Here is a 12,290-nt window from a genome sequence, read left to right as displayed (position 1 = left end):
CGGGAAAAACACCCCACCCCAGCCGCAACCGCGGGGAACGGGCAAACCGACCCCCGAAGGCCCAGCGCCAGCGCAGCGTCACGGCAACGGGCGGGCGGCGGGAAAAACACCTACGCAAGCCGCAACCGCGGGAGCACGCGAACCGCGCCCAGCGCAGCGTCACCCACCGTGGACAATAGGCCGCATGCCGAAATGCTCCGGGTTGCGGCCCGTCGGGGCCGCAACCCGCGGCACGACGAATCCGAACCGCCTGCGCCGCATGGACCGCTGGATCACGGCGACCCACGCCGCGGCCCTGCGGCGCGCCGCCGCGCCCGTAGCCGTCGATCTCGGTTACGGCGCCGCCCCGTGGACCGCCGTGGAACTGCTGGCGCGCCTGCGCGCCATCCGCCCCGATACCGAGGTCGTGGGTGTCGAGATAGACCCCGCGCGGGTCGCGGCCGCTGTCCCGTACGTTCGCGACGGGCTCGCCTTCGTGCACGGCGGTTTCGAGGTCCCGGTGCCGGGCGGTCGGCGTCCCGTGCTGATACGCGCCGCCAACGTGCTGCGGCAGTACGCGGAGGCCGAGGTCGCCACCGTATGGGACCGTCTGCGGGCCCGCCTCGCGCCGGGCGGGCTGCTCGTCGAGGGAACGTGCGACGAGATAGGGCGGCGGCACGTGTGGGTGGCGATAGGGCCGGAGGGCCCGCGCACGGTCACCTTCGCGGCCCGGCTCGGGTCGCTCGACCGGCCGTCCGACCTGGCCGAGCGGCTCCCCAAGGCGCTGATCCACCGGAACGTGCCGGGTGAGGCGGTGCACGCCTTCCTCACGGAGTTCGACCGCGCCTGGGCGGCGGCCGCGCCGTTCGCGTCGTTGGGTGCGCGGCAGCGTTGGATCCGGGCGGTCGGTGCGCTGCGCGCAGGCGGGTGGCCCGTCGCCGACGGGCCGGCCCGCTGGCGTCAGGGCGAGGTCACTGTCGCGTGGGACGCCCTCGCCCCGGTGCACGCCTGATTTCCCTTTCGCTCTGTCCTGTTGCGGCGCCGCGTGGCACCATGCGCGCTTAAGTGACGGTGCGTCAGATTACGGGGGTGGCCGTATGAGGACGGGGCGGATACGGGGCGCGGCGGCGGCCTTGACGGTGCTGGTGTGTGCGGCGGGACCGCTGGCCACGCCGGGCGAGGCGCAGGCCGCCGGTCCGCGGACGCTGGAGCAGGTGCGGGCCGAGGTGGACGGCCTCTACCGCCAGGCGGAGGCGGCCACGGGCGCGTACGACGCGGCGACCCAGCAGGTCGACCAGCAGCAGAAGGATCTGGTGACCCTCGCCCGCGCCGTCGTGGCCACGCAGGCCCAGCTGGACGCGCTCACCGAGCGGGCAGGCGCGCTCACGCGCGCCCAGTACCAGAGCGGGAGCGCCGCGCTTCCGCTCGCCGCGCAGTTGCTGCTCTCCCCCGACCCGCAGTCGTTCCTCGACGACGCCGGAGTGATCACAAACAGCCAGCAGGCGGTCGTCACCGCGCTCGCGCAGCTGCGTACCACCGAGAACGAGCTGGAGGAGTACGCGAACGCGGCGACCGCCGGGTGGGGGAACCTCGTCGCTGAGCAGGGCAAGCAGGCCGCCGCCAAGACGACGATCGAGGCGCGGCTGGCGCGGGCGAAGGCGCTGCTCGGCTCCCTGGAGTCGCAGCAGCGCGCGCAGTTGCAGCAGATGGACGACGAAGCCGCCTATCGGTCGCAGATGTCGTGGCTGAGCAGCAGTACCGGTTCGCGGCTCGGCGCGACGTCGGGCACAGCCGATGCGCCGGGGGCGCGGGCGGTGCGCTTCGCCACCGCGCAGATCGGCAAGCCGTACGCCTGGGGCGCTCAGGGGCCGTCCGCGTACGACTGCTCGGGGCTGACGGAGATGGCGTGGGCGGCGGCCGGGGTGATGATCCCGCGCACCTCGCAGGAGCAGTGGGCGCAGCTGCCGCATGTGCCGCTCGACGAGCTGCGGCCCGGCGATCTGATCGTCTACTACTCGGATGCGAGCCATGTCGCCCTCTACATCGGCGGCGGCGCGGTCATCCAGGCACCTCGCCCGGGGCACATGATCGACATCGCCGGGGCGGGCTCGATGCCGATCCTCGGAGCCGTCCGGCCCGGATGACGTCCGGCACTGCGTGACATTGGTCATGCCCGGATCATCCCCCGGCGGGCTAAATTCCCCTCCCCACGAGCGAATATGCCGCTGACGGTTTGGCTGTCCGCACTCCCCCTGGCGTCCTCCTGCCGCTATCGTCGCCTGGCGGTACCCGGTACCGGATCTTCCGCATATGGCGGTGATCCGGCCCCGGACGCCCGGCGGCCCGGCCAACCGCGGCCGCCAGACCCTCGGGGGAGGGAAGGAATGACGTCATGTCCGCGACCGGCCGGCGAACCGACCGGGCACAAGATCCGCGCCCGACTGGGCTGTCCGACCAGCAGCCCGGGGAAGAGCAGCGGCCCGTTGGGCCGTCCTCAGTGCTGCCCGCGCAGCCGGGCGCAGGGTCGCAAGCCGCTGCGCTGCCGCGGCAGCGGATCGCGGAACCCGCGCCTGTGCCGGAGCCGCAGCCGGTGGGGAAGCCGGACGTGGCAGGGCCGCCGGAGCCGGATCCGGCCGCTGCGGCCGCCGCTGCGCCGCCGTTCACCCTGCTGGTCATAGGCGAGGACCCGGCCAGCGCCTTCGCCGTCCCCGATCTGCTCGACGCCGCCGGCAACCGGGCCCGCATCCGTCACGCCCGCAATCTCACCGAGGCCGAGCGGCTCCTCACCGACGACGTGAGCTGCATCCTGCTCGACCTCGAACTCGGCGCGCCGCATGCCGAGGGGCTCGACGTGCTGCGTCAGGTCCTGCGGATGGCGCCCACCACCGCCGTGCTCGCGCTCGCCTCGGGCAAGACCGACGCGGGGCTTGCCGCCGAGGCGGTGCGCGTCGGTGCGCAGGACTACCTCTTCCGCGACGAGATCGAAGCGTCGCTGCTCAACCGCGCCATGCGCTATGCCGTCGAACGCAAGCGCGCCGACCTCGCCCAGCGACAGCTCACCGAGTCCCGGCTGCGCGCCGAGGAAAACGCCCGGCTGGAGCGCGGGCTGTTGCCGACGCCGTTGCTCGACGGCGCCGAGCGGCTGCGGTTCGCCGCACGCTACCGCCCCGGCCGCAGCCGCGCCCTCCTGGGCGGCGACTTCTACGACGTCGTACGCACCCCGGACGGGACGGTGCACGCGATGATCGGCGACGTCTGCGGCCACGGTCCGGACGAGGCTGCGCTCGGCGTGGAGCTGCGGATCGCCTGGCGGGCGCTGACGTTCGCGGGGCTCAGCGGCGACACGATCCTGCAGACGCTGCAGCAAGTGCTGGAATGCGAGCGGCCGGACGACGAGATCTTCGCGACGCTGTGCACCGTGGACATCGCCCCCGACGGACGGCGAGCGGGCGTGTCGCTCGCCGGCCACCCCTCCCCGCTGCTCGCCCGCCGCGGCTGCCCGGCCGAACTGTTGCCGTACGAGCAGGGCGGGCCTGCGCTCGGACTGTTGCCTCAAGCGATGTGGAACAGGGTCGACGTCGAGCTCGGCGACGCCTGGAGCCTGCTGCTCTACACCGACGGGCTGATCGAGGGCCGGATCGGCAAGGGCACGGCGCGGCTCGGCCAAGAGGGCATGATCGGCCTGGTCGACCGCGGCCTGAGGGACGGGCTCAGCGGCGAGGAGCTGCTGGACGCCGCGGTAACCGAGGCGAGAGCCCTCAACGGCGGCGAACTCGCTGACGACGTGGCCGTCGTCCTCCTCGACCACGGCTGAGAGTGCCCGAGGGCGCCGCGGCCGGCCCAGCCGGTCAACCGCGGAACGGCCCGTACGGCCCGTCGCTGCTGGATCCCCGGTAGCGGCCGCCGCGCCCGCCGGTCACATGCTTGAGGGCGGGCCGCACATCCACCACGTACACGGCGGTGGCGATCACGCCGATGATCGGCAGTATCGACAGCAGCGGCAGCAGCCAGATCACGGCGGCCGAGACGACGAGCACGATCAGCCAGAACGGCTTGGTGTGCTTGTCCGCCGCACGGAAAGCATCCTCCCGCCGGAACGCCGCATCGACGATCGCGAACAGCGCGAACGCGAACAGCGCCCAGGAGATGAAGCTCAGCACGCTGTAGAAGCCCTGTACCAACACGCCATCCACCGCCTTGTCACTCCGGCGATCCCTTGATGGCCACCGTACCCGGAGAACGAGCCGGGCACGCGATCCGTGCCCGGCTCCTGTCACATCCGTTCCGTCTCGACGGTCCCGTCAGTCCCGTCTCACTCGGCGGGCTTGGCGGGAGTGGTCTTCTTCGCCGTGGTCTTCTTCGCCGCCGTCTTCTTGGCGGCAAGCTTCGCCTCCGCGGGCTTGTCCTCCGCCGGCTTGATCGCGATTGCGATCTCGGAAGCCTCGTCGGACGCCTCGCCGCGCCAGGTCTTGACCGCGCCACGGCCACGGTCGACGAGCCCGTTGTAGGTCTCGCCCGCCTTGACCGCGTACTCCGCGGCACGCCCGACCTGCTGGAGCGCGAACTCCTGGGCGCTGTCACGCAGCTTCTTCAGGTCGACCTCGACACCGCCGAACGCCTCGGTCAGCCTGGCCTGGACGTCCTTCGCCTGCTTGGTGACGTTCTCCTGCACCTCCTTCGGGTCGGTGGCACGGATCTTCTCGAACCGCTCCGGGGCCTGCTCACGGACCCTCTCGATCAGCGGCTGCACTTCGCGGAGCTTCTCGGCCGCGAGGTCGACGGTGCCGGCCACCGCGTAGAGGGGGGTGGCGTCGGCGAGGACCTTGCGGACGTTGTCAGTGATGGGCATGAGGGTCTTTCCTCCCGATGGGTCGTGCCGTATGAGTGCTGTGCCGTATGAGTGCTGTGCCAGGTGTGCGGGCTGCTCGTCAGGGGGCGTCGGCGGCCGCGCTGCCATCGTGCGCCGCGACGCCGTTCTCCCTGCGGAACGACTCGTAGATCTGCAGGAGCACCTGCTTTTGCTTCTCGTTGATCGTCGGGTCCGTCAGGATCGCGGTGTGCACGGGGGCGCTGTCCCGGTCGCGCTCGTCGAGGATTCCCGCCTGGACGTAGAGGGTCTCGGCGGAGATCCTCAGCGCCTTGGCGATCTGCTGCAGGATCTCGGCGCTGGGCTTGCGCAGCCCGCGCTCGATCTGGCTGAGGTACGGGTTCGACACCCCGGCCGCCTCGGCGAGCTGGCGCAGCGACAGTTGCGCGTTCCGCCGCTGCTCACGCAGATACTCGCCGAGGTTGCCGACGTTCAGTGAAGCCATGCCTCGACGGTGCCACGCCGTGCTAACTATTGCAAGCGCAGCGCTTGCAACCGTTACGTTTCAGCCGGATGACGCAGCCGTGAAGCGCGTCCGCAATCGCCCGATTCCATACAGTAAAGAGGGTTGATGCCGGGCGGCTGCGGCCGTTCCGGTCGAAGGAGCCGAAGGAGCGTGTCGAACGTGCAAGCCCGGAAGACCCGTAGAACAGTCCGCGTCCATCAGCCATGGGTGCGGCGACCCTGTGCGGCGCTCTGCTCCTGACGGCATGCGGCTCGAACGGGAAGTCCTCGCCGCCGCCCTCGCCCTCCGGCCCGTCGGCAAGCGGCATCGCCTGCGGCAAGCCGGAGACCCTGCTGGCCTCGGGCTCGACGGCGCAGCAGAACGCGATGCAGGTGTGGGTCAAGGACTACATGCAGGCGTGCCCGGGCAGCAAAATCAACTACAAGGGCACCGGCTCCGGCGCGGGACAGACGGAGTTCCTGCAGGGCAGCACGGCCTTCGCCGGCTCCGACTCCCCGTTGACCTCCCAGCAGATCGCCCAGTCAACCGGCGCCTGCTCCCACGGCGGTCACGCCATCGACCTGCCGATGGTCGGCGGTCCGATCGCCATCGGCTACAACCTCCCCGGCGTCCCCAACCTGACGCTGGACGCCCCGACGCTCGCCAAGATCTTCTCATCGCGGATCACCAAATGGAACGATCCGCAGATCGCGAAGCTGAACCCGGGCGCCAAGCTGCCGTCCACCACCATCCAGCCGTTCCACCGGGCCGACGCCTCGGGCACGACGGACAACTTCACCTCCTACCTGAGCGCTGTCGCACCGAGCGCCTGGCCGTACTCCCACGGCAAGCAGTGGACGGCCACGGGCGGACAGTCGGCCGTCGGATCCGCGGGAGTCACCTCCCAGGTGAGGCAAACCCCTGGCGCGATCGGCTACATGGAGTTGTCGTACGCGATCAGCGCCAACCTCTTGCTGGCCTCCATCGCCACCGGCGCACAAATGCCCGTCTACCCCAACGTGATGAGTGCGTCGAAGGCCCTGTCCAACGCGAAGATCGTCGGCACCGGCGACGACCTCACGCTGAAACTCGACTACTCCACCAAGGCGCCCGAGGCCTATCCGATCGACCTGGTCACCTACGAGATCGTCTGCGACAAGGGCAACAAGCCCAACACTTGGGACACCACCAGGGCGTTCCTCACCTACGTCGCCGGTCGGCAGGGCCAGGCGAACCTGAGCTTCGAGGGCTACGCGCCGCTGTCCGCCGCCATCCTGGACAAGGTCCGCAGCGCCGTCGACCACCTCTCCTGACGTCTTCCTGACGTCACGTTCGTCTTTCCTGACGTCGCGCTCACTCCCCGTCCCGGCGGACGGAGTCGAGGGGCGCCAGGTCGTCGTCGGTGAGCCGCAGCGCGGCGGATGACGCAGATGGCAGGGTGCGGGTTCATCGGCGCTCGCTCCTGCTACGGGCGTTGGCGACAGCGAGCCGAGCGCTGAGCTCTTCATGCGGCGGGACCGGCACGACGTCGTCAGCCGCGGTTTCCCATTCACGTCCGCCACCGAGCGGCCGCAGATACGTGCGACCGCCGACGACGGCCATCACCACGCCGATGCGATCCGTCCTGACGTCCCGTGCCACCTCACCGACCCGATGACGTTGCATCTCGCCGCTCACTTCTTTCGCCCTTCCACCAGTGCCAATCACCGTGTGTATCGTGATGATTGCGGGATGACGGCCACCTCCGACAGGGGGAGCGCTGTGACAGCGGGGATGTCACGACAGGAGGCTCGCTTGACCACGGAACACCATGTAGAGCCAGCACCTGACCCCACGTCATCGACGCTGGCCTTCTTCGGCTCGGAGCTCCGGTTGCGGCGCGAGGCCGCGGGGTTGTCGCAGACAGAACTCGCGCGACTGGTGCACTGCGCGCCCTCGCTGCTGAGCAAGATCGAATCGGCCAAGCGCGTCCCGAAGGAGGACATGGCCGAACTGTGCGACTGCGCACTGGGGACGGACGGCTTCTTCGGGCGGTTGTGGCCGGTGATGATCCGGAACGCGTATCCGGCGTGGTTCCGGCCCTTTGTCGATCTGGAGCAACAGGCCGTCGCCATCCGGTCGTTCGAGATGCAGTTCGTACCGGGTCTTCTCCAGACCGAGGAGTACGCGCGCGCCATCCTTGCAGGTGGCCGCCCGGACAGCGTCAAGCTGGAAGAGCTCGTCGTGGCGCGAATGCACCGCCAGCGCGTCCTGAGCCGCGACGACCCGCCTCGTCTGTGGGTGATCCTGGACGAGACGGCCATCCGGCGGCGGATCGGCGGCGCAGCCGTCATGCGCGCCCAATTGGCCCGACTCCTCGAAGCTGCGCAGATCCCGCGAATCGTCGTGCAGGTCGTCCCGTTCGACGTGCGCAACCACCCTGTTCTCACCGGAGCGTTCTGGACATTCTCTTTCGATGAAGGACCGGATGTCGTCCATATGGACAGCTTCTACGAAGGCCAACTGCGGGCCGAGCCGGAGGTCGTCGCCGCGACGCACCATGCCTATGATCTGCTCAGGGCCCTCGCCCTGTCCCCTGAGGCGTCGGCCGACCTGATCGCCTCCGCCATAAAGGATTTGAGTCCATGATCACCGCAGAGAGCCTGACGGACGCCCGCTGGCGCAAGAGCAGCTACAGCGGCGAGAACGGCGGCGCATGCATAGAGATCGCCGACGGCTTCCCCGGCGTGGTCCCCGTCCGCGACAGCAAGAACGCCCACGGCCCCGTCCTCGTCATCCCGGCCACCGCATGGTCAACGTTCGTCCGCGCAGTGCAAGGCGACAACGGGATCGGTCTGCCGGGATGAGCTAGGTGCGGCGCCGGAGGCGTCCGCCCGCACCCCATCGGCCGAGCGCCGACGTACGGCACCCGGCCACCTCCGCGCCTCCGTCGTAGCCCGCTGATCTTTGCGCCCGGCGGGGCGCGACACGATGCCCACGCCCGGCCGAGCCGAATGCCGCCCCGCGGCGCGGAGCCGCGCACGCCCACGCGCCCGACCACCCGCACGCGCACCCGCGTCGCGCGCACCCGTGTGCTCACATATGCGGGTGCGCCGGCACATGCGTGGCCGACTCGATGTCCCTCGCGGACTTCTCCAGCAGCTGACGGGCCAGGTCGTTCAGCGTCCTGGCCGCCGCCAGCTCCTCACCCACGCGCAGCTGCTCGGCGTCCTTCGGGTGGCGGACGGCGTGGCCGTGCGCCCGTAGTTCCGTGCCGTCGGCGAGCCGCAGCAGCGCCGCCGCCTGGGTCCGGTTTCCGATCTCCTGGAATTCGATCTCGACGTGCCATCCGACGAGTGTCTTCACGGTGACCACCTCCAGCACTCACCGCACTCACCGCGCTCACCTCCATCGTGCTCCCGAAAAGCCCCCTATCACCACTCGCACGGGCCCGCAGCGTTCTAGCCTCGGGGCATGACGTCGAAGATCTCGATTCTGGTGACCGGTGCGACCGGCAAGGTCGGACGGCAGGTCGTCGACCAGCTGCTCGCCGCGGACATCGATGCCCACGTCCGCGCGATGGTCCGCGAGCCGGAGCGCGCCCGGCTCCCCTCCGGCACCGAGCTCGTGCGTGGCGACCTGGCCGATCCGGACACGCTCGTCGGCTGCCTGGACCGCGTCGACGCGGTGTTCCTGGTCTGGCCGTTTCTCACCGCCGAGGCCGCGCCCCCGGTCATCGACGCCATCGGCGAGCACGCCCGCTCGATCGTCTACCTCTCCTCGCTGGGCGTTCGCGACGGCACCGCGCGCCAGGCCGATCCGATCCATCAGTTCCACGCCGACATCGAGCGCCTGATCGAGTCGTCCGGGCTGCAGTGGACGTTCCTGCGGCCCAGCGGCTTCGCGGGGAACACGCTCGGCTGGGCGGCACAGATCCGCGCCGACGGTGTGGTGCGCGGCCCCTACGCAGCGGTGGCCCGGCCGCTCATTCACGAGGCCGACATCGCCGCGGTCGCCGTGCGCGCCCTGGTCGGCGATGCGCACCACGGGACGAAGCCCCCGATCACCGGGCCGGCGTCGATCACCCAGGCCGAGCAGGCGCACACCATCGGCGAGGCCATCGGCCGCCCGGTGACGTACGAGGAGATCCCACCGGAGACGGCGTTGCGGCACATGACCGAGCAGGGCTGGCCCGCCGGCGCCGCGCGCGGACTGCTCGCCGCCCATGCCGCGTTCCTGTCGGAGCCCGAACCGGTGTCTCACGCGGTGGAAGAGATCACCGGCGTCCCGGCCCGCAGCTTCCGCGAATGGGCGGCCGACCACGCCGACGACTTCCGGTGAGCGGCTTCCGGTGAGCGGCTTCCGGGGGGCCGGCTCCTGTGTACGGCTTCCGGTGAACGGCTTCCGCTGAGCGACTTCCCGTAACTCTATGGCAGTGGCCGCTGGGGCATTGGTAGCTTCGCGGAATGGATCTGCGCATGATCGACACCGGTGAAGTCCGGTTGGCCTGCCGGGTGTCGGGCGCTCCCGGCGGCGCCCCGCTCGTGCTGTTGCACGCGCTCGGGGAGGACGGCTCCGACTGGGAGGCCGTGACGGAGGAGTTCGGCCCTCGCCGCCGGGTCTACGTGCCCGATCTGCGCGGGCACGGGCGCAGCGAGCGCCCCGAACGCTATTCGTTCGAGCTGATGCGGGACGATGTGCTCGGGCTGCTCGACGCGCTCGGCCTGGAGCAGGTGTCGCTCGTCGGGCACTCCATGGGCGGTGTGGTGGCGTATCTGCTGGCGCAGGAGCAGCCGCACCGTGTGGACAGGCTCGTCCTCGAAGAGGCGCCACCCCCATACCCGCACGACAGAACCGTGCCCGAACGGCCCGACAAGGGACCGGACTTCGACTGGGCAGTCGTGCCCGCCCTCCACGAACAGCTCAACTCCCCCGATGGCGAGTGGGAGTCGAGGCTGGAGGAGATCACCGCGCCGACGCTGCTGGTCGCCGGCGGCATGACCAGTCACATACCGCAGGACGGCATAGCCGCGATGGCGAAGCGCATCCCGGACAGCCGGCTCGTCACCATCCCCGCCGGCCATTGCGTCCATGCCGCGCGGCCGACGGACTTCGCCGCGACGCTCAGCGGCTTCCTGCACTAGCCGACACCGGCGCCTGGCCGAGCCCGTCGTGCGCCGCGCCGTGCGCGGCCTCGACGGCCGCGCTGCTCGCGGGCAGCAGCGGCAGGCGCACCGACGGGGTCGGGATGCGGCCCTGCGCATGGAGAACGCCCTTGATCACGCCGGGGTTGGGCTCGGCGAACAGCGCCTGCGCCAGCACCGTCAGCTCTCCACCGAGTCGGCGCGCCCGGGCCGTCTCGCCCGTCCGCCAGGCCGCCGCCAACTCGGCCCAACGACCGGTCGCGATGTGCGCGGCGGCGAGGATGCCGCCGGCTGCGCCGAGCGCGAACATCGCGGAGGCGAAGTCGTCCTCGCCGCACAGGACGGCGAAGTCGGCCGGCGGATCGGCGAGGAGTGCCACCGTGTCGGCGTCCACCGCGCCGACCGCGTGCTTGACCCCTGCCACGCCGGGCAGCTCCGCGAGCCGCCGCAGGGTGTCCACGCCGACTGTCCGGCCGGTGCGGGAGGGGATGTTGTAGACGACGAGCGGCAGTGGGCTCGCCTGCGCGAGCGCCGTGAAGTGGGCGACGACGCCCGCCTCGGAGGGCCGTGTGAAGTACGGGACGGGCACGAGCGCGGCCGTCGCCTCCGGCCAGGCCTTGAGCCCGCGCAGCGCGGCCGCGGTGGCCCGGGTGTCGTTCGACCCGGCCCCGATGATCAGCGGGGCGGAGCGTTCCCGGCACACCCGGGCGACCACGTCGGTCACGGCACGCCGTTCGTCCTCGTCGAGCGTGGCGGCTTCGGCGGTCGTGCCGAGGGCCACGAGGCCGGTCGCGCCGTCGTCGAGCACCTGGTGGGCGAGCGATTCCAGCGCGTCGCAGGCGACCGAACCGTCCACCGCGAACGGCGTCACCAGCGGTACGTGAATGCCGTCGAGCTGCTGTGCATACGGTGCGGCCGGCTGCATGGGGTTCATATGGCGAGCATGGCCCACCCGACACTTCAGGTCTACTTACGACATCTACACGGCGTCATGAAGCATCGCTACGCCGTGAAGTCGGCCGCGTGGTCCGCGGCCCACTGGGTGTACGTCAGCGCGGTGCGCCCGACGACCCGTTCCACGTCATGGCTGATGTGGGCCGGGCGGCCGACCGTCGCGGCGAAGTAGTCCAGGAGGCTCTCGGCCACCTCGCGCGGAATGCCCTGACGCTCCGACATCGCCTGGAGCGCGGCGTCGCGCGGGAGTTCCTCGTAGCGCAGGTCGCGGCCGACCGCGCGGCCGACCGCCGCCACCTGTTCGGCGGTGGTCAGACCCTCCGGCCCGGTGACGACATAGACGGCGCCGTCGTGGGCGCCGACGCGGTCGAGGAGCGCAGCCGCCGCGACCGCGGCGAGGTCCTTCTCGTGGACGGGTGCGGCGACGGCGTCGGCATACGGGCCGCGGACGACGTCGCCGTGCCGGATCTGCTCGGCCCACTGCAGGGTGTTGGTCGCGAACATCCCGCCACGGACGAACGTCCACTCCAGGCCCGAGTCGCGGATCGCCCGCTCGATCCCGAGGTGCATGCGCGAAATGAAGTGCTGCTCGTCGTCCGGGGTGTCGGTGATGGACGCCGACGAGAGCAGGACGATCCGGCGCACACCCGACTTGGCGGCGGCGTCGATGAGCCCGGCCGCCGCGTCACCACTGGCCGCCGCCGGATTGAGGAAGAGCGCGTCCGCGCCGTCGAGGAGCGGTTCCAGCGGCTCCCCCTCGCCGAACCGGGCCCGAACGGTCTCCGCCTGCGCGGGCAGCCCGGCCCGTTCCGGATGGCGGCTCAGGGCGCGTACGGGGGCTGCTTCCGCGAGGAGTTGGTCCACCAGCGCACGACCGACGTTGCCCGTCGCTCCGGTCACTACGATCACGATGTTCTGCCTC

Annotated in this window: 15 protein-coding genes; 8 read left to right on the top strand and 7 right to left on the bottom strand. The window is 71.0% G+C overall.

Features of this window, described 5'->3' with window-relative positions:
- Positions 1–184: 184 nt before the first annotated feature.
- The 3 genes from NGB36_RS29840 (at position 185) to NGB36_RS29830 (ending at position 3,793) form a co-directional block, all read left to right on the top strand.
- Positions 185–991, top strand: coding sequence for a class I SAM-dependent methyltransferase (locus tag NGB36_RS29840; RefSeq protein ID WP_255923701.1), 807 nt, complete (start codon positions 185–187; stop codon positions 989–991).
- 85 nt (positions 992–1,076) lie between these two features.
- Positions 1,077–2,123 carry a C40 family peptidase gene (locus NGB36_RS29835; protein WP_255923700.1) on the top strand — a complete coding sequence of 349 codons (1,047 nt, stop codon included), beginning with the start codon at positions 1,077–1,079 and terminating at the stop codon, positions 2,121–2,123.
- Between the two features lie 248 nt (positions 2,124–2,371).
- A complete protein-coding gene (locus NGB36_RS29830; protein WP_255923699.1) occupies positions 2,372–3,793 on the top strand; it encodes a PP2C family protein-serine/threonine phosphatase in 1,422 nt (473 codons plus the stop codon).
- A gap of 34 nt (positions 3,794–3,827) precedes the next feature.
- On the opposite strand, the gene NGB36_RS29825 is transcribed toward NGB36_RS29830, so the two are convergent.
- The 3 genes from NGB36_RS29825 to NGB36_RS29815 form a co-directional block, all read right to left on the bottom strand.
- Positions 3,828–4,163 (bottom strand): DUF2516 family protein, encoded by a 336-nt coding sequence (locus NGB36_RS29825; protein WP_255923706.1) that lies wholly within the window; start codon positions 4,161–4,163, stop codon positions 3,828–3,830.
- 128 nt (positions 4,164–4,291) lie between these two features.
- Entirely contained in the window at positions 4,292–4,828 is a 537-nt protein-coding gene (locus tag NGB36_RS29820; protein WP_255923698.1) for a hypothetical protein, read from the bottom strand.
- 79 nt (positions 4,829–4,907) lie between these two features.
- The gene (locus NGB36_RS29815) at positions 4,908–5,291 is read right to left on the bottom strand and encodes a helix-turn-helix domain-containing protein (RefSeq protein ID WP_255923697.1); all 384 of its coding nucleotides are present in this window, start codon (positions 5,289–5,291) and stop codon (positions 4,908–4,910) included.
- A gap of 224 nt (positions 5,292–5,515) precedes the next feature.
- On the opposite strand from NGB36_RS29815, the gene pstS reads away from it, so the two are divergent.
- A complete protein-coding gene (gene pstS, locus NGB36_RS29810) occupies positions 5,516–6,604 on the top strand; it encodes a phosphate ABC transporter substrate-binding protein PstS (protein WP_255923696.1) in 1,089 nt (362 codons plus the stop codon).
- 133 nt (positions 6,605–6,737) lie between these two features.
- On the opposite strand, the gene NGB36_RS29805 is transcribed toward pstS, so the two are convergent.
- Positions 6,738–6,956, bottom strand: a complete 219-nt coding sequence (locus NGB36_RS29805) for a hypothetical protein (RefSeq protein WP_255923695.1) — start codon at positions 6,954–6,956, stop codon at positions 6,738–6,740.
- A gap of 129 nt (positions 6,957–7,085) precedes the next feature.
- On the opposite strand from NGB36_RS29805, the gene NGB36_RS29800 reads away from it, so the two are divergent.
- Positions 7,086–7,919: a helix-turn-helix domain-containing protein gene (locus NGB36_RS29800; RefSeq protein ID WP_255923694.1), complete on the top strand. Its 834-nt coding sequence runs from the start codon at positions 7,086–7,088 to the stop codon at positions 7,917–7,919.
- Complete coding sequence (locus NGB36_RS29795; RefSeq protein WP_255923693.1) at positions 7,916–8,137, top strand: DUF397 domain-containing protein; 222 nt, start codon at positions 7,916–7,918, stop codon at positions 8,135–8,137. The genes NGB36_RS29800 and NGB36_RS29795 overlap by 4 nt, the downstream gene beginning before the upstream one ends.
- A gap of 229 nt (positions 8,138–8,366) precedes the next feature.
- Here NGB36_RS29795 and NGB36_RS29790 read toward each other — a convergent pair whose 3' ends face one another.
- Positions 8,367–8,636, bottom strand: a complete 270-nt coding sequence (locus NGB36_RS29790; RefSeq protein ID WP_255923692.1) for a DUF1876 domain-containing protein — start codon at positions 8,634–8,636, stop codon at positions 8,367–8,369.
- A gap of 108 nt (positions 8,637–8,744) precedes the next feature.
- Here NGB36_RS29790 and NGB36_RS29785 point away from each other — a divergent pair, with 108 nt between their 5' ends.
- Both NGB36_RS29785 and NGB36_RS29780 read left to right on the top strand, forming a co-directional pair.
- Positions 8,745–9,611 (top strand): SDR family oxidoreductase, encoded by an 867-nt coding sequence (locus NGB36_RS29785; RefSeq protein ID WP_255923691.1) that lies wholly within the window; start codon positions 8,745–8,747, stop codon positions 9,609–9,611.
- A gap of 125 nt (positions 9,612–9,736) precedes the next feature.
- A complete protein-coding gene (locus NGB36_RS29780; RefSeq protein WP_255923690.1) occupies positions 9,737–10,414 on the top strand; it encodes an alpha/beta fold hydrolase in 678 nt (225 codons plus the stop codon).
- Here NGB36_RS29780 and dapA read toward each other — a convergent pair.
- Together dapA and NGB36_RS29770 are read right to left on the bottom strand one after the other, a co-directional pair.
- Positions 10,395–11,348, bottom strand: a complete 954-nt coding sequence (gene dapA / locus NGB36_RS29775; protein ID WP_255923689.1) for a 4-hydroxy-tetrahydrodipicolinate synthase — start codon at positions 11,346–11,348, stop codon at positions 10,395–10,397. The two genes, NGB36_RS29780 and dapA, sit on opposite strands and share 20 nt — an antisense overlap.
- Before the next feature lie 68 nt (positions 11,349–11,416).
- On the bottom strand, positions 11,417–12,277 hold the full coding sequence (locus NGB36_RS29770) for an NAD(P)H-binding protein (RefSeq protein WP_255923688.1): 861 nt from the start codon (positions 12,275–12,277) through the stop codon (positions 11,417–11,419).
- Positions 12,278–12,290: the final 13 nt, after the last annotated feature.

It is taken from the genome of Streptomyces humicola (assembly GCF_024436035.1).
GTDB classification, from domain to species: Bacteria; Actinomycetota; Actinomycetes; order Streptomycetales; family Streptomycetaceae; genus Streptantibioticus_B; species Streptantibioticus_B humicola.
This window is presented reverse-complemented; position numbering and strand designations above follow the sequence as displayed.

Bases quoted from the DNA above. Each gene is read 5' to 3' on its own strand.
- dapA (WP_255923689.1), bottom strand. From the start codon at position 11,348: ATGAACCCCATGCAGCCGGCCGCACCGTATGCACAGCAGCTCGACGGC.
- NGB36_RS29835 (WP_255923700.1), top strand. From the start codon at position 1,077: ATGAGGACGGGGCGGATACGGGGCGCGGCGGCGGCCTTGACGGTGCTG.
- NGB36_RS29785 (WP_255923691.1), top strand. From the start codon at position 8,745: ATGACGTCGAAGATCTCGATTCTGGTGACCGGTGCGACCGGCAAGGTC.
- NGB36_RS29795 (WP_255923693.1), top strand. From the start codon at position 7,916: ATGATCACCGCAGAGAGCCTGACGGACGCCCGCTGGCGCAAGAGCAGC.
- NGB36_RS29840 (WP_255923701.1), top strand. From the start codon at position 185: ATGCCGAAATGCTCCGGGTTGCGGCCCGTCGGGGCCGCAACCCGCGGC.
- NGB36_RS29805 (WP_255923695.1), bottom strand. From the start codon at position 6,956: ATGCAACGTCATCGGGTCGGTGAGGTGGCACGGGACGTCAGGACGGAT.
- NGB36_RS29780 (WP_255923690.1), top strand. From the start codon at position 9,737: ATGGATCTGCGCATGATCGACACCGGTGAAGTCCGGTTGGCCTGCCGG.
- NGB36_RS29830 (WP_255923699.1), top strand. From the start codon at position 2,372: ATGTCCGCGACCGGCCGGCGAACCGACCGGGCACAAGATCCGCGCCCG.
- NGB36_RS29820 (WP_255923698.1), bottom strand. From the start codon at position 4,828: ATGCCCATCACTGACAACGTCCGCAAGGTCCTCGCCGACGCCACCCCC.
- NGB36_RS29815 (WP_255923697.1), bottom strand. From the start codon at position 5,291: ATGGCTTCACTGAACGTCGGCAACCTCGGCGAGTATCTGCGTGAGCAG.
- pstS (WP_255923696.1), top strand. From the start codon at position 5,516: ATGGGTGCGGCGACCCTGTGCGGCGCTCTGCTCCTGACGGCATGCGGC.